Consider the following 18,751-nt stretch of genomic DNA (forward strand, 5'->3'; position numbering starts at 1 on the left):
GGTGCCTACCCTGCGTAATACCAGGCCTTGTCTGTCACCGTTCCTTGCAGCGGCACATCCCAGCTCGCCTGAGCCAATCGCTCCACCTTCTGACATTCATGGGCAAGCCCCAACAGCGTAGGCTTGCGCCAGTCTTGCCGTCGCGCCAGGTAGGCCAGGCTCCGATCGTAGAAGCCACCCCCCATCCCCAGGCGTCCGCCGACATCGTCAAAACCCACCAATGGCAACAGCACCAGGTCCAGCGCCCAGATTCTGCGCTGCCGGGCGAGGTTGGCCCGTGGTTCGAGGATGCGAAAGCGGTTGGGTTTGAGTTTTTCTCCGGGCCGGATGCGCTGGAACACCATTTTGGTTCGCGGCCAGGCACTCAGCACCGGCAGGTAGGTGGCCTTGCCCCGGCGCTGTGCGGCACGCAGCAACAGGCGCGGATCAATTTCACCGTCGGTCGGAAGATAGAGCGAGATGTGTCTGGCGCGGCGGAACAGCGGTTGCTGGGCCAGTTGCTTGTACAGCCCGCGAGCGGCCTGGCGCTGCTGGCTCGGCGTCAGTGCGCGGCGGGCGTTGCGCAGCATGCGTCGAAGTTGCGGGCGGGGAAGCAGCGCAGGTTCGGTCATGGATTCGGGCTTCGGCAGGACGGATATGCAAAGCGTACCCGTAAAAACGCCGATGCCGGTATTTAAACCGGCATCGGACTGGAATCAGGCTCCCCGAATGTGTCGCTGTCGACTTAGCCCTTGAACCCGAAAGTTCAAGGTGGAAGATGCAGTAGGCTTTAAGGCTTTCCGTCTAGCGGACATGCACACCAGCCCAACGTGCAACCTCCAGGGTATAGCAAATCGGCTCAGGGACATCGCCAACTGGCAAGCACCCCAGGGAGTGATTCGAGTATACCTCAAGCCGTCGCGCGAATCAGCCTTTGGTGACGTCCGGATCGGTGGCAAGCACCAGATCGACGCGATCGAGCAGATCGCGAACCTGCTCACGAGTCGATCCGCTGACCTGTACATCCGGGCGATCTTCCTTGTGCAACAGATCGTGGGTGATGTTCAGCGCAGCCATCACGGCGATACGGTCGGCGCCGATGACTTTGCCGCTGCTGCGGATTTCGCGCATCTTGCCGTCCAGATAACGGGCGGCGCTGATCAGGTTGCTGCGCTCTTCCTGAGGGCAGATGATCGAATACTCTTTGTCGAGGATCTGCACGGTGACGCTATTGCTTGAACTCATGAGTCTTGCTCCAGGGCCTTGAGGCGCGAAATCATCGATTCGACCTTACGCCGGGCGATTTCGTTTTTTTCAATGAGGTGCGCGCGTTCCTCGCGCCAGGTCTTTTCCTGAGCTAGTAAGAGTCCGTTTTGACTCTTAAGTTGCTCGACTCGGGTAATCAGCAGTTCGAGTCTGGCCATCAGCGCTTGCAGGTCGGTATCTTCCATTGTCTTCACTGTCTGATGGGGGGCGGACTGTAGGAGCGAGCTTGCTCGCGATGAACCTGAGAGCGCCGCGGGGTATCAGGTACCCAGCGTTATCGTTGGCGACCATCGCGAGCGTGCTCGCTCCTACAGGGGTAGTCGATGTAGGATACAAGGCCTTCATTCTAGACATAGCGCCGTCTGGCGCCTAGCTGCCCATGCCCATTCAGAATTCCCCGTACCAAGCCTTCGCCACCCTGCTGACTTCCAGTGGTTACAACGTCTCGCCTGCCGAACTGCACGGCCTGCTGTTCGGCCGCAGCTGCGCCGGTGCCGGTTTCGATGCCGAAGGCTGGCTGATCGACGCCGCCGAACTGCTCGAAAGCGAGCCGCAGGACAACGTTCGCAGCGCCCTGATCGGCCTGCAGGAAATGGTCAAGGGCGAGCTCACCGGCGATGACGTGACCGTCGTGCTGCTGCTGCCGACCGACGATGCTCCGCTCACCGAGCGTGCTGCCGCACTGGGCCAATGGTGCCAGGGTTTCCTCAGCGGTTTCGGCCTGAACTGCCGTGACAGCAGCATGCTGAGCACCGAGGCCACAGAAGTATTGCAGGACCTGGCCGCCATTTCCCAGGTGCAAGACGCCCTGGAAGAGTCCGACGACGGGGAAAACGACTATATGGAAGTCATGGAATACCTGCGCGTCGCACCGCTGCTGCTGTTCTCTGAAACCAGAAAGCCGGACGCGCCGGCTGCCAAACCGTCGTTGCACTAATCAAAGCCAGGGAACGCCATCTGCCCATGATCCACATCCCGAAATCGGAATACAGCCGTCGCCGCAAGGCCCTGATGGCGCAGATGGAACCCAACAGCATCGCCATCCTGCCCGCCGCCGCCGTGGCCATTCGCAACCGTGACGTCGAGCACGTTTACCGCCAGGACAGCGACTTCCAGTACCTCAGCGGTTTTCCCGAACCCCAGGCCGTACTGGTGTTGATGCCGGGGCGTGTGCATGGCGAATACATCCTGTTCTGCCGTGAGCGCAACGCCGAGCGCGAGCTGTGGGATGGCCTGCGCGCCGGGCAGGAAGGCGCGATTCGCGATTTCGGCGCCGACGACGCCTTTCCGATCACGGATATCGACGACATCCTGCCGGGCCTTATCGAAGGCCGTGACCGGGTGTACTCGGCCATGGGCAGCAACCCCGAATTCGACCGCCACCTGATGGAGTGGATCAACGTGATCCGTTCCAAGGCCAACCTCGGTGCCCAGCCGCCGAACGAATTCGTTGCCCTGGATCATCTGCTGCACGACATGCGCCTGTATAAATCGGCGGCGGAAGTGAAAGTGATGCGTGAGGCGGCGCGGATTTCCGCCCAGGCGCACGTGCGGGCGATGCAGGCCTGTCGCGCCGGGCTGCACGAATTCAGCCTGGAAGCCGAGCTCGATTACGAGTTCCGCAAGGGCGGGGCGAAGATGCCGGCCTACGGCTCGATCGTCGCGGCGGGGCGCAACAGCTGCATCCTGCATTACCAGCAGAATGACGCGGTGCTCAAGGACGGTGACCTGGTGCTGATCGATGCCGGATGCGAGATCGACTGTTACGCCAGCGACATCACCCGGACCTTTCCGGTCAGTGGCAAGTATTCAGCGGAACAGAAAGCGATTTACGAATTGGTGCTGGCCTCCCAGGAGGCCGCCTTTGCCGAAATCGCCCCGAACAAACACTGGAATCAGGCGCACGAGGCCACGGTCCGGGTCATCACGGCCGGGCTGGTCAAGCTGGGGCTGCTGCAGGGCGACGTCGACGAACTGATCGCCGGTGAAGCCTACAAGGCGTTCTACATGCACCGCGCCGGCCATTGGCTGGGCATGGATGTGCATGATGTCGGCGAATACAAGGTCGGCGGCGAGTGGCGCGTGCTGGAGGTCGGCATGGCGCTGACCGTGGAGCCGGGGATCTATATCGCCCCGGACAACCAGAGCGTGGCGAAGAAATGGCGCGGCATTGGCGTGCGCATCGAGGACGACGTAGTGGTCACCAAAACCGGCTGTGAAGTATTGACGGGCGGCGTGCCGAAAACCGTCACCGAAATCGAGGCCCTGATGGCGCAAGCGCGGACACAAGCGGCATGAGTCGAGTCAACCTGGCAATCATCGGTGGCGGGCTGGTTGGTGCAAGCCTGGCACTTGCACTGCAGGCCGGCGCCAAGGCCCGGGGCTGGAAGATCGTGCTGATCGAGCCGTTCGCCCCTGGCGATACGTATCAACCGAGTTACGACGCCCGTTCTTCGGCATTGTCCTTCGGCTCGCGGCAAATCTATCAGCGGTTGGGCATCTGGCAGGAAGTCTCGCGCCGTGCCGAACCGATCAAGCAGATTCATGTGTCTGACCGTGGGCGTTTCTCCACCGCCCGGTTGTCGGCGATGGAAGAGGGCGTTCCAGCGCTGGGTTATGTCGTTGAAAACGCCTGGCTCGGCCAATGCCTGTGGCAAGGCCTGGACAAGGATGTGATCAGTTGGCGTTGTCCGGCGGAGGTCACCCGCATGGAGCCGCTGACCGATGGCTATCGCCTGACCCTCAACGATGAAACCACCCTGGAATGCGACCTCGCGGTGCTCGCCGATGGTGGCCGCTCCGGCCTGCGCGAACAATTGGGGATCGGCATCCGCAAACGTCCGTACAACCAGAGCGCGCTGATCGCCAACATTACCTCGAGCGAAGCCCACAACGGCATGGCTTTCGAGCGTTTCACCGACGAAGGCCCGATGGCATTGCTGCCGCTGCCGGAAAACCGCTGTGCACTGGTCTGGACCCGCCTGGGCATGGACGCGCAACGCCTGGCGGCACTCGATGAGCGCAGCTTCCTCAGCGAACTGCAGGGTGTGTTCGGTTATCGCCTTGGCACATTGAAGCAGGTCGGTGCGCGGCATCTGTATCCGCTGACACTGGTCGAGGCCGAAGAACAGGTGCGTCCGCATCTGGCGGTACTCGGCAACGCGGCGCACAGCCTGCATCCGATTGCCGGCCAGGGGTTCAACCTGTCCCTGCGCGATGCTCAGGCCCTGGCCGATGCCTTGCTCGCCAGCGAAAAACCATTGGGCGACTTCGCCACGTTGCAAGCCTATCGCGAACGCCAGCGTCTCGATCAGAATCTCACCGTGGGCTTCTCTGATCAGGTCACGCGCCTGTTCGGCAGCACCCAGCCGCTGGTGTCCCTGGGGCGCAACATCGGCTTGCTCGGCCTCGATCTGCTGCCACCGGCCAAACGCTGGTTTGCCCGACAGGCGATGGGGCTGGGTACCCGTCCAGATGCATGACTGGCTGATCCGCCGTTTTGGCAAGGCACGACTGATAAAAATACCTGGCGCAATTGCAGGTCGACATTCATGACGGCGCCGGCCACCTGGTGGCGCAGGTCGGGAAACCCCTTTACGTGCGGCTCAAGCCGCTAGAGAGACAGGCTTAAAGCATGGAAATGCGTGCAGATCTGCTGATTGTCGGGGCTGGAATGGTCGGCAGCGCCCTGGCGCTGGCGTTGCAGGACAGCGGGCTGGAAGTCCTGTTGCTGGACGGCAGCCCCATGAGTGTCAAACCCTTCGACACTCAGGCCGCGTTTGAACCGCGGGTGAGCGCCTTGTCGGCCGCCAGCCAGCGGATTCTCGAACGCCTTGGTGTCTGGGATGGCATCGCCGGGCGGCGCAGCAGCCCCTACACCGACATGCAGGTCTGGGATGGCAGCGGCACCGGGCAGATCCACTTCTCGGCGGCCAGCGTGCATGCCGAGGTGTTGGGGCATATCGTCGAGAACCGCGTGGTCCAGGATGCCTTGCTTGACCGCCTGCACGACTGCGACCTGGGGTTGCTGGCCAATGCACGGCTGGAACAGATGCGCCGCTCCGGCGATGACTGGCTGCTGACCCTGGCCGATGGCCGCACCTTGCGCGCACCGCTGGTGATCGCGGCGGATGGCGCCAACTCGGCGGTGCGGCGCCTGACCGGGGTTGCGACCCGCGAATGGGATTATCTGCACCATGCCATCGTCACCAGCGTGCGTTGCGCCAAGCCGCATCAAATGACGGCCTGGCAGCGTTTTACCGACACCGGCCCGTTGGCGTTTCTGCCCCTTGAGCGCGACGGCCAGCAGGATTGGTGTTCGATTGTCTGGTCGACCACGCCCGGCGAAGCCGAACGTCTGATGGCGATGGATGAACAAGGTTTCTGCAAGGCGCTGGAGCGGGCCTTTGAAGGTCGGCTCGGCGAAGTACTGGGCGCCGACCCGCGCCTGTGTGTGCCCCTGCGCCAGCGGCATGCCAAGCGTTATGTGGCTGAAGGCCTGGCGTTGATCGGCGACGCGGCCCACACCATTCACCCGTTGGCCGGGCAGGGGGTGAATCTCGGATTCCTCGATGCCGCCGTGCTGGCCGAAGTGTTGCTGCAAGCGGCAAACCGTGGCGAACGCCTGGCGGATGTGAAAGTCCTCAGCCGTTACGAGCGTCGGCGCATGCCTCACAACCTGGCACTGATGGCGGCGATGGAAGGCTTCGAGCGCTTGTTCCAGGCCGATCCGTTGCCGGTGCGCTGGTTGCGCAATACCGGGTTGAAAATGGTTGAGAAAATGCCGGAAGCCAAGGCCTTGTTCGTGCGTGAAGCGCTGGGGCTGACCGGGGATTTGCCGGCGCTGGCCAAGGCCTGAGATTTTTGTTGAGGTTAAAGGCCCCATCGCGAGCAAGCTCGCGATGGCGGCAGTTCAGCCACCCAATATTCCAGCTTGTGCAACATCCGGTAACTCCTCCGCAAGCGGGTTCGATTGAGAAGCTAAATGTGAGTCCTTATCATTTGGCCTCATTTTTCAATCGAGGGACCGCTCCCATGTTGGCACCGAAGCGTCTACTGACTGCACTGGCCTTGACCCTGATCGGTAGCACCGCCGCCCAGGCCGCTGATGAGGTGGTGGTCTATTCCTCGCGAATCGACGAGCTGATCAAGCCGGTATTCGATGCCTACACCGCCAAGACCGGCGTGAAGGTGAAGTTCATCACCGACAAGGAAGCGCCCCTGATGCAGCGGCTCAAGGCCGAGGGCGCGAATACGCCGGCCGACCTGCTGCTTACCGTCGATGCCGGGAACCTCTGGCAAGCCGAGCAGATGGGCATCCTCCAGCCGTTCACCTCGAAAACCATCGACGCCAACATTCCGCGGCAATACCGGGCAGCCTCCCATGCCTGGACCGGCCTGAGCCTGCGGGCGCGGACCATCGCCTACTCCACCGATCGGGTGAAACCGGGTGAATTGACCACCTACGAAGCGCTGGCCGACAAGCAATGGGAAGGCCGCCTGTGCCTGCGCACGGCGAAGAAGGTCTATAACCAGTCCCTGACCGCGACCATGATCGAAGTGCACGGTGCCGGTAAGACCGAGGAAATCCTCAAGGGCTGGGTCAAGAACCTGTCCACCGACGTGTTCTCCGACGACACCGCGGTGCTGGAAGCGATCAATGCTGGCCAGTGCGACGTCGGTATCGTCAATACCTACTACTACGGGCGCCTGCACAAGCAGAAGCCAGACCTGCCGGTGAAGCTGTTCTGGCCGAACCAGGCTGATCGTGGCGTACACGTGAACCTGTCGGGTATCGGCCTGACGCAACACGCGCCGCATCCGGAAGCGGCCAAGGCCCTGGTGGAGTGGATGACTACGCCTGAAGCGCAGAAAATCTTTGCCGACGTGAACCAGGAGTTCCCGGCGAACCCTGCCGTTCATCCATCCGAAGAAGTGGCGGCCTGGGGCAAGTTCATTGCCGATACCTTGCCGGTGGAAGTGGCGGGCAAGCGCCAGGCTGAAGCGATTCGCATGATGGACAAGGCTGGCTGGAACTGAGTCAGCCGTTATGCTGCGCCCCGCCTATGCGGGGCGTTTGTTTTTGCATTGCGCGCCTCTGACGCTGTAGGAGCAAGCTCGCTCCTGCAGCGTCGAACTCATCCATTAGATAGTAGAGAACCAAGCCTGTGGCCCATCCCGCCCAACGCCGCTGGTATCCAGTCGTCTTCGCTATCGCTGCGCTGGTCCTGTTGCCCCTGAGCGTCCTGCTGCTTTCCTGGCAAACCATTGACGTTCAAATCTGGTCCCACCTGTGGGACACGCAGATGCCGCGCCTGCTGGGCAACACACTGACGCTGGTGCTCGGTGTCGGTGCGGGTGTCACCCTGCTGGGCGTCAGCCTCGCCTGGCTGACCAGTCTCTGTGAATTCCCAGGCAGACGCTGGCTGGACTGGGCATTGATGCTGCCCTTTGCGATTCCAGCCTATGTGCTCGCGTTCGTGTTTGTCGGCCTGCTGGATTTCGCCGGGCCCGTGCAAACCCTGCTGCGCGAGTGGCTCGGTAGTGGTCTGCGGCTGCCGCGCGTGCGCTCCACGGGCGGTGTGATTGTGGTGCTGGTGCTGGTTTTCTATCCCTATGTATATCTGCTGGCCCGCACGGCTTTCCTCGCCCAGGGCAAGGGCCTGATGGAAGCCGCGCGGGTTCTTGGCCAATCGCCCTGGCACGCGTTCTGGCGGGTCGCATTGCCCATGGCGCGGCCGGCCATCGGTGCGGGCGTGGCCTTGGCGCTGATGGAAACCCTGGCGGATTTCGGCGCAGTGTCGGTGTTCAACTTCGATACCTTCACCACGGCCATCTACAAAACCTGGTACGGCTTTTTCAGCCTGTCTTCCGCCGCGCAGCTGGCCAGCCTGTTACTGCTGGTGGTGATGCTCGTGCTGTACGGCGAACGGCGTGCTCGCGGGGCCAACCGGGCGGGCAACGAGCGACCACGGGTCAAGGCGCTGTATCACCTGCGAGGCGTCAAGGCGCTGGCAGCCATGACATGGTGCGGGCTGGTATTTGCCTGCGCCTTTGTCATTCCAATGCTGCAACTGATGGTGTGGTTCTGGCAGCGTGGGCGCTTCGATCTCGACGAGCGCTACGCCGGGTTGATCGTCCATACCTTGTACCTGGGGGCGATGGCGGCGTTGATCACCGTCAGCGTCGCCCTGTTACTGGCGTTTGCCAGGCGACTGGCGCCCACCCGGGTCATTCGTTCCGGGGTCAGTCTGGCCAATCTGGGTTACGCGTTGCCGGGTTCGGTGCTGGCGGTGTCGATCATGCTGGCGTTCAGTTACCTGGATCGCGAGCTGGTGATCCCGCTCTCGAACTGGCTCGGTGGCGCGGGCAAGCCGCTGCTGCTGGGCAGTCTGTCAGCGTTGTTGCTGGCCTATCTGGTGCGCTTCATTGCGGTGGCCTACGGGCCACTGGAAAGCAGCCTGGCGCGTATACGGCCATCTTTGCCCGAAGCGGCACGTAGCCTTGGCGTCAGTGGGCCGCGACTGTTTTTCAAAGTGTATCTACCGTTGTTGTTGCCCGGCACCTTGAGCGCTGGGCTGCTGGTGTTCGTCGACGTGCTCAAGGAAATGCCCGCGACCCTGCTGATGCGCCCGTTTGGCTGGGACACGCTGGCGGTGCGGATCTTTGAAATGACCAGCGAAGGAGAATGGGCGAGGGCATCTTTGCCGGCCTTGACGTTGGTGCTGGTCGGCCTTTTACCGGTCATCGGATTGATCCGGCGCTCAGCACATCGAAACAGCTAGGTGTCAGTCCTACACCTTGCGGCTACAATGCGCGGCATTCGGTGCGGTCCGTCTGACAGACCAGGTAGCTGAAATCGGCTGAAGGCCCTTTTTCAAGGCATTCAGTCCGTGCAGCACTTGCCCGCACCTTCGCCACGCCCGGAAGGAGAAACCCATGGGACAGCGTACGCCTCTGTATGACCTTCATCTCGCATTCGGCGCGAAGATGGTCGATTTTGGCGGTTGGGACATGCCTCTGCATTATGGATCGCAGGTCGAGGAACACCACCAGGTGCGCCGCGATTGCGGTGTTTTCGATGTATCCCACATGACCGTAATCGACGTCGGCGGCGCCCAGGCCAAAGCCTGGCTTCAGCATTTGCTGGCCAATGATGTCGAACGCCTGCACAGCCCCGGCCGTGCGTTGTACAGCACCATGCTCAACGAGCGTGGCGGCATCGTCGACGACATGATCGTCTATCGTCTCGATGAGGGTTATCGCCTGGTGGTCAATGCCTCCACCCGCGATCAGGACATGGCCTGGATGCAAGCGCATCTCGACGGTTTCGACGTGCAACTTCGCGAACGTTCCGAGTTGGCGATGCTGGCCATTCAGGGTCCCCACGCCCGGCAAAAAATTGCCGAGCTGGTCAGCCAGCCCCGCGGTAACCTGATCCAGCTCCTCAAGCCCTTCGAAGGCCTGTCCGATGGTGACTGGTTCATTGCGCGCACCGGTTATACCGGCGAAGACGGCCTGGAAATCATTCTGCCCGCCGATCAGACGCCAGGATTTTTCAACGATCTGGTCGGCGCCGGGATTTCTCCCATCGGCCTTGGCGCGCGGGATACATTGCGGGTCGAAGCCGGCATGAACCTTTACGGTCAGGACATCCAGCAGGATATCTCACCTTTGGCCTCCAATATGGCCTGGACCATTGCCTGGGAACCTGCCACCCGGCAGTTCATCGGGCGCAAGGCGCTGGAAGCCGAGCAGGCTGCCGGTGTACAGCAAAAACTGGTCGGTCTGGTCCTTGAGGAGCGCGGTGTTTTGCGCGCTCATCAGGTGGTCCGCATCGCCGATGTTGGCGAAGGGGAGATCACCAGTGGTAGTTTCTCTCCTACGCTTAGCAAGTCGATTGCACTGGCGCGCGTGCCGATGGCAACTGCCGACCGCGCTGAAGTGGAAATCCGTGGCAAGTGGTACCCGGTACGAGTGGTCAAACCGACCTTCGTCCGTCACGGCAAAACCTTGATCTAATCTATTCCGGCGGGCACGACCGCTGACCTATTTCCTGAGGACACAGAACATGAGCAATATCCCCGCCGACCTGCGTTTTGCCGAAAGTCATGAATGGGCGCGCCTGGAAGCCGACGGCACCGTCACCGTGGGCATCAGCGATCACGCGCAGGAAGCGCTGGGTGATGTGGTGTTCGTCGAGCTGACTGAAGTCGGCAACGTATTTGCCGCTGAAGATCAGGCTGGTGTCGTTGAATCGGTCAAGGCCGCTTCTGATATCTACTCCCCGATTGCCGGCGAAGTGATCGCGGTCAACGAAGCGCTGAGCGGTGAGCCTGAGCTGCTCAACTCCGATCCGTACGGTGCCTGGATCTTCAAGCTCAAGCCAAGCAACGCTGCAGACCTGGAAAAACTGCTGGATGCCGCCGGCTACAAGGCTGCCATTGGCGAAAAGCCCTGACGCAACATCCCAAAGCCCCGATCCGTCGGGGCTTTTTCATTGCGGGCTCAGGCGTCGCGCAAAACCGCTTTCACCGCCGCCACCGAACGCTCGACATCCGCTTTACTCATTGCCGTGAACATTGGCAACGAGACAATCAGCCGGCCGACCCGCTCGGCGACCGGGAACATGCCTTCCTTGAATCCGCGCTCGCGGTAAAGGCTCAACAGGTGAATCGGCGGGTAGTGATAGCCGATCCCGACACCCATTGCCTGCATCTGCTCCATGAACGTCGCACGCGCCGCTTTGCCATCCGTACGCTCCGGCAGTACCAGCTGGAACAAATGCCAGTTGCTGTGGGTGAAATCCGCTGGCGGCAGTTGCGCTCCGTACTGAGCTTCGAAATTGTCGCCAAAGCAGGCGAAATAGTGCCGGGCCAGGTCGCGGCGATGAGCGGTGATCGCTTCGATATGGGCAAATTGCCCCAGGCCAATGGCTGCGGCGACGTCGGTCATGTTGAACTTGCCACCCAGCACATCGACGTCCAGGCCATCGAAGCCGTTGCGGGTAACGCCCTGCAGCCGGTATTTCTCTGCCAGTCGTACTTCTTCGGCCGTATTCAACACCAGGCAACCACCCTCGGAGGAGGTGACGTTTTTGTTCGCCTGGAAACTGAAGGACACGAAATCACCGGTCGAGCCAATGCGCCGGCCGTTCCAGCTGGAGCCCAATGCCTGGGCCGCATCTTCGACGATCCGCAGACCGTGCTTTTTCGCGAGGGCGTACAACCGCGTCATGTCCACGGGCAACCCGGCGAGATACACCGGGATGATGGCTTTGGTGCGGGGGGTAATCGCCGCTTCCAGTTGATCCAGATCGATATTGCGGGTCACCGGGTCGATGTCGGCAAACACCGGGGTGGCGCCGACTTCCAGGATGACGTTAGCGGTGGCCACCCAGGAAATAGGCGTGGTGATCACTTCATCGCCCGGCCCGACCCCGGCAATACGCAAGGCGATTTCCATGGTGCAGGTGCCGGAATTGAAGGTGCGCACCGGGCGCCCGCCGAAATACTCCGAGAGTTGCGCTTCGAAGGCCTGGACCTTGGGGCCGCTGGTGATCCAGCCCGAGCGCAATACGTCGCCGACAGCGGCAATCGTGGCTTCATCGATGGTGGGTTTGGAAAACGGCAGGAACGGCAGTTGGCTCATGGATACAGATCACCCGATCAGCGGACATTAGGTTGACGCCGCACATGATGATCCGGATTGGATCGCCGCGCTACGTCATCCACGCGGATATCGACTGCTATGCTGGTTTGACCGTGTTGCATCGACGCTGAGCGCCAGTCAAGAGAGAGCCCGTCATGTCCCAGTTGCCATCCCTGAGCCAGTTACGCGACCCCAATGCCTTTCTGCGCCGCCACCTCGGCCCCGATGCCGTCGAGCAACAGGCGATGCTCGACAGCCTCGGCCTGGGCAGCCGGGTCGAGTTGATCGAGCAAACCGTACCGCCAGGCATCCGCCTCAACCGGGCGCTTGACCTGCCCCCGGCACTCGATGAAGAAGCCGCGCTGGCCAAGCTTCGCGGTTATGCCGAGCAGAACCAGGTCTGGACCAGCCTGATCGGCATGGGCTACCACGGCACCCTCACACCGGCCGTCATTTTGCGTAACGTGCTGGAAAATCCCGGCTGGTACACCGCGTACACACCCTATCAGCCGGAGATCGCCCAAGGGCGGCTCGAAGCACTGCTGAATTTCCAGCAACTGACCATCGACCTGACCGGTCTTGAGCTGGCCAATGCCTCGCTGCTTGATGAGGCCACTGCCGCGGCGGAAGCCATGGCCCTGGCCAAGCGGGTCGCCAAGTCCAAAAGCAACCTGTTCTTTGTCGACGAAAACTGCCATCCGCAAACCATTTCCGTGGTGCAGACCCGCGCTGAAGGCTTCGGCTTCGAGCTGATCGTCGACACTGTGGATAACTTGAAGCAGCACCAGGTGTTCGGCGCGCTGCTGCAATACCCTGACACCCACGGCGAGATCCACGACCTGCGGCCGCTGATTGATCACCTGCACGCGCAACAGGCCCTGGCCTGCGTTGCCACGGATTTACTGAGCCTGTTGTTGTTGACCCCTCCGGGTGAACTGGGCGCCGATGTGGTGTTCGGCTCGTCCCAGCGATTTGGCGTGCCCATGGGCTACGGCGGGCCCCATGCGGCATTTTTTGCCAGCCGCGATGAATACAAACGAGCGATTCCCGGGCGGATCATCGGTGTTTCGAAAGATGCGCGGGGCAACACTGCGCTGCGCATGGCCTTGCAAACCCGCGAGCAACACATCCGCCGGGAGAAGGCCAACTCCAACATCTGCACGGCTCAGGTGCTGCTGGCCAATATCGCCAGTTTTTATGCGGTCTATCACGGCCCGGATGGGCTCAAGCGGATCGCCCAGCGGGTTCACCGGCTGACTTGCATCCTTGCCGCCGGGCTTGAGCGCAACGGCATTACCCGGGTCAACCGGCACTTCTTCGATACCCTGACGCTGGAGGTCGGCGGAACCCAGACCGCCATCATCGAAAGTGCCCGGGCCGCGCAGATCAATCTGCGCATTCTCGGGCGCGGTCAATTGGGCTTGAGCCTCGACGAGACCTGCGACGAAGGCACCGTGGCGAAGCTGTTCGACGTATTTCTGGGGGCCGATCACGGACTCAGCGTCGAGGATCTGGATGCCGAAGTCTTGCCTGGCGGAATTCCCGACGGATTGGCGCGAACTTCGCCTTATCTGCGCCACCCCGTGTTCAGCGCCCATCACAGCGAAACCGAGATGCTGCGCTACCTCAAACAACTGGAAAACAAGGACCTGGCGCTCAATCAATCGATGATCCCGCTGGGCTCCTGCACCATGAAACTGAACGCCACCAGCGAGATGATCCCGATCACCTGGCCCCAGTTCGCCAACCTGCACCCTTTCGTGCCGAAAGAACAGGCTGCCGGGTATGGGTTGATGATCGAAGAACTGGAGCGCTGGCTGTGCGCGATCACCGGTTTCGATGCGATCTGCATGCAGCCCAACTCCGGCGCCCAGGGCGAATATGCCGGGCTGCTGGCGATCCGCAAATACCATGAGAGTCGGCATCAGGGCGGTCGTGATATTTGCCTGATTCCTTCGTCGGCTCACGGCACCAATCCCGCGTCGGCGCAAATGGCCGGGATGCGCGTGGTGATCGTCGAGTGTGACGAGGCGGGCAACGTCGACCTGGATGACCTCAAGGAAAAAGCCGCGCAGGCCGCAGAAAAACTCGCCTGCCTGATGGCGACCTATCCTTCGACCCATGGCGTGTATGAGGAAGGTATCAGCGAAATCTGTGAAGTGATCCACCAGCATGGCGGTCAGGTGTACATGGATGGCGCCAACCTCAACGCTCAGGTCGGACTGGCGCGGCCGGCCGATATTGGCGCCGATGTCTCGCACATGAACCTGCACAAGACTTTCTGCATTCCTCATGGTGGCGGTGGGCCGGGCATGGGGCCGATTGGCGTCCGGGCGCATCTGGCACCGTTCGTGGCCAACCATCCGGTGGTGCCGATCGAAGGGCCGCACCCGCAAAACGGTGCCGTCAGCGCAGCGCCCTGGGGCAGCGCGAGTATTTTGCCGATCAGCTGGATGTACATCGCCATGATGGGGCCGCAATTGGCGGACGCCAGCGAAGTGGCGATCCTCGCCGCGAATTACCTGGCGCGGCATTTGTCGGGAGCGTTCCCGGTGCTGTACACCGGGCGCAACGAACGAGTGGCTCACGAATGCATTCTCGACCTGCGACCGCTCAAGGCATTGACCGGTATCACCGAAGAGGATGTCGCCAAGCGCCTGATGGATTACGGCTTCCATGCCCCGACCATGTCATTTCCGGTGCCAGGGACGCTGATGGTCGAACCGACCGAAAGTGAATCGAAGGCGGAGCTGGACCGGTTTATCGGAGCAATGCTGAGCATTCGCGCAGAAATCAACGAAGTGCAAAATGGAAACTGGCCGGCTGAAGAAAACCCGTTGAAAGGTGCGCCGCACACATTGGCCGATATCACCGGAGTGTGGGAGCGGCCATACAGTATCGAGCAAGCGGTCACGCCGGACGAGCACACCAAGGCTCACAAATACTGGCCGGTGGTGAACCGGGTGGACAACGTGTATGGGGACCGGAACCTGTTTTGTGCGTGTGTGCCGGTGGATGATTACCGTTGATCTCCCAGGCAACACATAACCATTGTGGGAGCGAGCCTGCTCGCGAAAGCGGCCTGACAGTCTACAAAGATGTTGAATGTGCTGGCCTCATCGCGAGCAGGCTCGCTCCCACAGGTGGCTTGGTGAATTTGGAATCTGTGTATGCAGCGCAAAAAAATGCCGCTCATGTGAGCGGCATTTTTTGCGGGTATTACTTATTCCGAAGCCACGGCATTCTTCGCCAGGATCGCGTTCGCCAGTTCCATGTCCGTGGCTTGCAGGCCCGGGTTGGCGGCGCGGACTTTCTGTATGGCCGATTCCAGGTACGGGCCGCGGATACCGCCGTCGCTGGCGACGAAACTGCTGGCGTCGTCCTGTGCCGCGACGATCAGCTTGTTATCCCTGGACGTCAGATAGCTCGAACCGGTGGTTGCGCCGGATGTAAGAACGTTACGCCAAAAAGTATCGGCCATCGCCGAACCGACAGGCAAAGACAACAGGGCGACGGTAGCGACAGCAAGTTTGAAACGCATGAAAGGGTGACTCCACTGGGTTAACTACGCCCTTGGATTGCCAACCCCCAATCGAGTTCCGTGGCCGCCTATTCCGCCGCTTCGACCAGCAGGACTGCGCCTTGCTGGCCAACCACCCGCACACGGCTGCCAATGGCAGTGTCCGGTCCACGGGCCATCCACACGCCGTCGGCCACCTTGATTTTGCCGCGGCCGTCGACGATCGCTTCATGCACTACGAAGGTTTTGCCGATCAGTTCCTGGCCACGCAGATTCAGGTGCGGCTGATCGCTCGGGCGCGTGGCCGTGCGCTGACGCCGCCACCAGTACAACGCGGTGGCGATCGACAACAGGCCGAACAACAGAAATTGCCATTCCCAGGACAGGCTCGGCAAGAGAAAGGTCAATACGCCCACGGCTGCCGCCGCCATGCCGATCCACAACAGGTAGCCGCCAGCGCCGAACACCTCGAGAATCAACAGCACCGTGCCCAGCGCCAACCAGTCCCAGAACGAAAGGTGCTGCAAAAATGCCCACATGACGCGCCTCAGGCTTTCTTGTTATCGAAAGTGGCCTTGACGATTTCGCCAATGCCGCCCACTGCACCGATCATCGAGCTGGCCTCCAGCGGCATCAGGATCACTTTGCTGTTGTTGGCCGAAGACAACTTGCCCAGCGCATCGATGTACTTCTGCGCCACGAAGTAATTGACCGCTTGCACGTTGCCGCTGGCGATGGCCTCGGACACCACTTTGGTAGCCTGGGCTTCTGCCTGGGCTTGTCGCTCGCGGGCTTCGGCCTCCAGGAAAGCGGCTTGCCGGCTGCCTTCGGCTTCGAGGATCTGTGCCTGCTTCTTGCCTTCTGCGGTCAGGATCGCTGCAGCACGCAGGCCTTCAGCTTCCAGAATTTGCGCACGCTTGATCCGCTCGGCTTTCATCTGCCCCGACATTGCCGCCATCAGGTCGGTGGGCGGGCTGATGTCCTTGATTTCGATCCGGGTAATCTTGATGCCCCACGGCGCGGTCGCTTCATCGACGGTGCGCAGCAGTTTTTCGTTGATGGCGTCACGCTGGCTGAGCATGGCGTCGAGCTCCATCGAGCCGAGCACCGTACGGATGTTGGTTTGCAGCAGGTTGCGGATGGCGTGTTCGAGGTTGTTGACCTCATAGGCGGCCTGGGCCGTGTTGACCACCTGGAAGAAACACACGGCGTCGATCTGCACCGTGGCGTTGTCGGCGGTGATGACTTCCTGTGGCGGAATATCCAGCACGCTTTCCATCACGTTCATCTTGCGACCGATGCGGTCCATGACCGGAACGATGACGTTCAGCCCCGGCTTGAGCGTGTTGGTGTAGCGCCCGAAACGCTCGACGGTCCATTCAAAGCCCTGGGGCACGACCTTGAAACCCATGAACAGAATGGCGACCACCAAGCCGACAAAAAGCAAAAGCACACTACCGATCTGCATAACGATTCCTTGTTGACGTGTGGATCTGTGGAGTTGCACTCGCTGGAGTGTAGCGGGGCCATGCCGGATAGGAACAGCCGGCTCAGTTCTGCTCGCTCTGGGGTGTCACTCGCAGAACTTCCTCGATGGTCGTCAACCCGGCGGCGACCTTTTGCGCCCCAGACAGCCGCAGGCTGCGCATGCCTTCCTTGAATGCCTGCCGCCGCACGGCCAGTAGATCGGTATCGGGACTTATCAACGCTTTGATGCCATCGCTCAGTTGCATGATTTCGTAGACCCCGGCGCGACCGTGATAACCGGTGTCGCGGCATTCCAGGCAACCGACGGCACGCTGGGCATTGCCCGGCAATGGTGCCTGCCAGGGGCGGGTCAGGGTTTGCCAGTCGTCTTCGCCCAGCGTCAGCGGCGCCTTGCAGTGCGGGCACAGGGTTCGCACCAGTCGCTGGGCCATGACGCCAAGCACCGTGGCCTTGATCAGGTAATGCGGCACGCCGAGTTCCAGCAGGCGACTGATGGCACCGGGTGCATCGTTGGTGTGCAGGGTCGACAGTACCAGGTGCCCGGTGAGCGCAGCCTGGATCGCCATTTCCGCGGTTTCAAGGTCGCGGATCTCGCCGATCATGATGATGTCCGGGTCTTGCCGCATCAGCGCGCGCACGCCGGTGGCGAAGGTCAGGTCGATATTGTGCTGGACCTGCATCTGGTTGAACGCCGGCTCGACCATTTCAATCGGGTCTTCGATGGTGCAGAGATTGACCTGCGGCGTCGCCAGTTTTTTCAGGGTGGTGTAGAGGGTGGTGGTCTTGCCCGAACCCGTCGGCCCGGTAACGAGGATGATGCCGTGGGGCTGGCGGGTCATGTCCTGCCAGCGGCGCAGGTCGTCGACAGAAAACCCGAGCTGATCGAAGTCCTTGAGCAGGACTTCCGGGTCGAAGATCCGCATGACCATTTTTTCGCCGAAGGCGGTGGGCAGTGTCGACAGACGCAGTTCGACTTCGCCCCCGTCCGGGGTCTTGGTTTTCACCCGGCCGTCCTGGGGTTTGCGTTTCTCTGCGACGTTCATGCGCCCCAGGGTTTTCAGGCGACTGACGATGGCCATGGTGACCTGGGGCGGGAATTGATAGACGTTGTGCAGCACACCGTCGATGCGAAAGCGCACCGTGCCTTCCTCGCGCCGGGGTTCGATGTGGATGTCGCTGGCGCGTTGCTGGAACGCGTACTGGAATAGCCAGTCGACGATATTGACGATGTGTGCGTCGTTGGCGTCCGGCTCCTGGTCGCTGGCGCCGAGGTTGAGCAACTGTTCGAAATTGCCGAGGGTACTGACTTGCGGGTCGGCGCTGTTCGCCCCGGTGACCGATTTGGCCAGGCGGAAGAATTCGACGCTCAAGCGCTGGATCTCCACCGGGTTGGCCACCACGCGCTTGATCGGCAATTTGAGCACATGGGTCAGGTCAGCTTCCCAGCCGCTGACATAAGGCTGGGCGCTGGCCACGGTCACCGCATCGCGATCGATCGCTACCGCGAGGATCTTGTGGCGCTGGGCGAAGGCATAGGACATCAGCGGGGTTACGGCCGCGACGTTGATTTTCAACGGATCGATGCGCAGGTAAGGCTGACCGGCCTGCCGGGACAGCCACAGGGTCAGGCTTTCGAGGTCCAGCGGTTTGCCGGGACGGCTGAGGTCGTCCAGTTGTTGGCTGGCGATGAACTCCAGCGGATGCATCTGGCCATGGGTGGCGTTGCGGCGGCGGGCATTGAGCGCGTGTTCGGCCGAATCCTGGCTGATAAAGCCCTGGGCGACCAGTTCGCGCAGCACATCATTGAGATCCAGCCAGCGGTCCTGAAGGGCGATTTGTACGGACATG

General features: G+C 61.4%; 17 protein-coding genes, 1 other RNA gene and 2 pseudogenes. 10 read left to right on the forward strand and 10 right to left on the reverse strand.

Annotation, left to right across the window (positions count from 1 at the left end):
* Window positions 1–5 precede the first annotated feature (5 nt).
* The 5 genes and pseudogenes from CAF65_RS10860 to CAF65_RS28700 form a co-directional block, all read right to left on the reverse strand.
* A complete protein-coding gene (locus CAF65_RS10860; RefSeq protein WP_008015434.1) occupies window positions 6–611 on the reverse strand; it encodes a 5-formyltetrahydrofolate cyclo-ligase in 606 nt (201 codons plus the stop codon).
* Window positions 612–697: 86 nt separating this feature from the next.
* Window positions 698–876, reverse strand: a non-coding RNA gene (ssrS, locus tag CAF65_RS10865) — 6S RNA.
* A 30-nt stretch (window positions 877–906) separates the two neighbouring features.
* On the reverse strand, window positions 907–1,224 hold the full coding sequence (locus tag CAF65_RS10870; protein ID WP_015097304.1) for a cell division protein ZapA: 318 nt from the start codon (window positions 1,222–1,224) through the stop codon (window positions 907–909).
* On the reverse strand, window positions 1,221–1,430 hold the full coding sequence (locus CAF65_RS10875; RefSeq protein ID WP_007982902.1) for a TIGR02449 family protein: 210 nt from the start codon (window positions 1,428–1,430) through the stop codon (window positions 1,221–1,223). The genes CAF65_RS10870 and CAF65_RS10875 overlap by 4 nt, the downstream gene beginning before the upstream one ends.
* Window positions 1,431–1,455: 25 nt before the next feature.
* Window positions 1,456–1,590: pseudogene (locus CAF65_RS28700) on the reverse strand (outer membrane lipoprotein carrier protein LolA); the annotation flags it as partial.
* A gap of 34 nt (window positions 1,591–1,624) precedes the next feature.
* On the opposite strand from CAF65_RS28700, the gene CAF65_RS10885 reads away from it, so the two are divergent.
* From CAF65_RS10885 to gcvH, 9 genes and pseudogenes are all read left to right on the forward strand, one after another.
* A complete protein-coding gene (locus tag CAF65_RS10885) occupies window positions 1,625–2,182 on the forward strand; it encodes a YecA family protein (RefSeq protein ID WP_085716278.1) in 558 nt (185 codons plus the stop codon).
* A gap of 26 nt (window positions 2,183–2,208) precedes the next feature.
* Window positions 2,209–3,543, forward strand: a complete 1,335-nt coding sequence (gene pepP, locus CAF65_RS10890) for a Xaa-Pro aminopeptidase (protein ID WP_085716279.1) — start codon at window positions 2,209–2,211, stop codon at window positions 3,541–3,543.
* Window positions 3,540–4,727, forward strand: a complete 1,188-nt coding sequence (gene ubiH, locus CAF65_RS10895; protein ID WP_085716280.1) for a 2-octaprenyl-6-methoxyphenyl hydroxylase — start codon at window positions 3,540–3,542, stop codon at window positions 4,725–4,727. The genes pepP and ubiH overlap by 4 nt, the downstream gene beginning before the upstream one ends.
* 38 nt (window positions 4,728–4,765) lie before the next feature.
* Window positions 4,766–4,876 (forward strand): annotated as a pseudogene (locus tag CAF65_RS28705) (tetrameric acyl-CoA thioesterase); the annotation flags it as partial.
* Between the two features lie 9 nt (window positions 4,877–4,885).
* Window positions 4,886–6,103 (forward strand): 2-octaprenyl-3-methyl-6-methoxy-1,4-benzoquinol hydroxylase, encoded by a 1,218-nt coding sequence (locus tag CAF65_RS10905; RefSeq protein ID WP_178076687.1) that lies wholly within the window; start codon window positions 4,886–4,888, stop codon window positions 6,101–6,103.
* Window positions 6,104–6,279: 176 nt separating this feature from the next.
* Window positions 6,280–7,284: an extracellular solute-binding protein gene (locus tag CAF65_RS10910; protein WP_085716282.1), complete on the forward strand. Its 1,005-nt coding sequence runs from the start codon at window positions 6,280–6,282 to the stop codon at window positions 7,282–7,284.
* A gap of 128 nt (window positions 7,285–7,412) precedes the next feature.
* Window positions 7,413–9,029 carry an iron ABC transporter permease gene (locus CAF65_RS10915; RefSeq protein WP_085716283.1) on the forward strand — a complete coding sequence of 539 codons (1,617 nt, stop codon included), beginning with the start codon at window positions 7,413–7,415 and terminating at the stop codon, window positions 9,027–9,029.
* A gap of 154 nt (window positions 9,030–9,183) precedes the next feature.
* Complete coding sequence (gene gcvT / locus CAF65_RS10920) at window positions 9,184–10,266, forward strand: glycine cleavage system aminomethyltransferase GcvT (protein WP_085716284.1); 1,083 nt, start codon at window positions 9,184–9,186, stop codon at window positions 10,264–10,266.
* 49 nt (window positions 10,267–10,315) lie between these two features.
* Window positions 10,316–10,705: a glycine cleavage system protein GcvH gene (gene gcvH, locus CAF65_RS10925; RefSeq protein WP_085716285.1), complete on the forward strand. Its 390-nt coding sequence runs from the start codon at window positions 10,316–10,318 to the stop codon at window positions 10,703–10,705.
* Between the two features lie 47 nt (window positions 10,706–10,752).
* Here the strand turns inward: gcvH and CAF65_RS10930 are convergent, their stop codons facing one another.
* Complete coding sequence (locus CAF65_RS10930) at window positions 10,753–11,895, reverse strand: DegT/DnrJ/EryC1/StrS aminotransferase family protein (RefSeq protein WP_085716286.1); 1,143 nt, start codon at window positions 11,893–11,895, stop codon at window positions 10,753–10,755.
* A gap of 155 nt (window positions 11,896–12,050) precedes the next feature.
* Here CAF65_RS10930 and gcvP point away from each other — a divergent pair, with 155 nt between their 5' ends.
* On the forward strand, window positions 12,051–14,924 hold the full coding sequence (gene gcvP / locus CAF65_RS10935) for an aminomethyl-transferring glycine dehydrogenase (RefSeq protein ID WP_085716287.1): 2,874 nt from the start codon (window positions 12,051–12,053) through the stop codon (window positions 14,922–14,924).
* Window positions 14,925–15,118: 194 nt separating this feature from the next.
* Here gcvP and CAF65_RS10940 read toward each other — a convergent pair whose 3' ends face one another.
* The 4 genes from CAF65_RS10940 to CAF65_RS10955 form a co-directional block, all read right to left on the reverse strand.
* Window positions 15,119–15,436: a DUF2388 domain-containing protein gene (locus CAF65_RS10940; protein ID WP_085716288.1), complete on the reverse strand. Its 318-nt coding sequence runs from the start codon at window positions 15,434–15,436 to the stop codon at window positions 15,119–15,121.
* Window positions 15,437–15,504: 68 nt separating this feature from the next.
* A complete protein-coding gene (locus CAF65_RS10945) occupies window positions 15,505–15,954 on the reverse strand; it encodes an NfeD family protein (protein WP_085716289.1) in 450 nt (149 codons plus the stop codon).
* 8 nt (window positions 15,955–15,962) lie between these two features.
* Complete coding sequence (locus CAF65_RS10950) at window positions 15,963–16,883, reverse strand: SPFH domain-containing protein (protein WP_085716290.1); 921 nt, start codon at window positions 16,881–16,883, stop codon at window positions 15,963–15,965.
* A gap of 82 nt (window positions 16,884–16,965) precedes the next feature.
* Window positions 16,966–18,750 (reverse strand): GspE/PulE family protein, encoded by a 1,785-nt coding sequence (locus tag CAF65_RS10955; protein ID WP_085716291.1) that lies wholly within the window; start codon window positions 18,748–18,750, stop codon window positions 16,966–16,968.
* Window position 18,751: the final 1 nt, after the last annotated feature.

The sequence above is a fragment of the Pseudomonas sp. B28(2017) genome (genome assembly GCF_002113025.1).
In the GTDB taxonomy this organism is placed as follows: Bacteria; Pseudomonadota; Gammaproteobacteria; order Pseudomonadales; family Pseudomonadaceae; genus Aquipseudomonas.

Coding starts and splice junctions, on each gene's coding strand:
- CAF65_RS10860 (WP_008015434.1), bottom strand. CDS start 611: ATGACCGAACCTGCGCTGCTTCCCCGCCCGCAACTTCGACGCATGCTG.
- CAF65_RS10870 (WP_015097304.1), bottom strand. CDS start 1,224: ATGAGTTCAAGCAATAGCGTCACCGTGCAGATCCTCGACAAAGAGTAT.
- CAF65_RS10875 (WP_007982902.1), bottom strand. CDS start 1,430: ATGGAAGATACCGACCTGCAAGCGCTGATGGCCAGACTCGAACTGCTG.
- CAF65_RS10885 (WP_085716278.1), top strand. CDS start 1,625: ATGCCCATTCAGAATTCCCCGTACCAAGCCTTCGCCACCCTGCTGACT.
- pepP (WP_085716279.1), top strand. CDS start 2,209: ATGATCCACATCCCGAAATCGGAATACAGCCGTCGCCGCAAGGCCCTG.
- ubiH (WP_085716280.1), top strand. CDS start 3,540: ATGAGTCGAGTCAACCTGGCAATCATCGGTGGCGGGCTGGTTGGTGCA.
- CAF65_RS10905 (WP_178076687.1), top strand. CDS start 4,886: ATGCGTGCAGATCTGCTGATTGTCGGGGCTGGAATGGTCGGCAGCGCC.
- CAF65_RS10910 (WP_085716282.1), top strand. CDS start 6,280: ATGTTGGCACCGAAGCGTCTACTGACTGCACTGGCCTTGACCCTGATC.
- gcvT (WP_085716284.1), top strand. CDS start 9,184: ATGGGACAGCGTACGCCTCTGTATGACCTTCATCTCGCATTCGGCGCG.
- gcvH (WP_085716285.1), top strand. CDS start 10,316: ATGAGCAATATCCCCGCCGACCTGCGTTTTGCCGAAAGTCATGAATGG.
- CAF65_RS10930 (WP_085716286.1), bottom strand. CDS start 11,895: ATGAGCCAACTGCCGTTCCTGCCGTTTTCCAAACCCACCATCGATGAA.
- gcvP (WP_085716287.1), top strand. CDS start 12,051: ATGTCCCAGTTGCCATCCCTGAGCCAGTTACGCGACCCCAATGCCTTT.
- CAF65_RS10940 (WP_085716288.1), bottom strand. CDS start 15,436: ATGCGTTTCAAACTTGCTGTCGCTACCGTCGCCCTGTTGTCTTTGCCT.
- CAF65_RS10945 (WP_085716289.1), bottom strand. CDS start 15,954: ATGTGGGCATTTTTGCAGCACCTTTCGTTCTGGGACTGGTTGGCGCTG.
- CAF65_RS10950 (WP_085716290.1), bottom strand. CDS start 16,883: ATGCAGATCGGTAGTGTGCTTTTGCTTTTTGTCGGCTTGGTGGTCGCC.
- CAF65_RS10955 (WP_085716291.1), bottom strand. CDS start 18,750: ATGTCCGTACAAATCGCCCTTCAGGACCGCTGGCTGGATCTCAATGAT.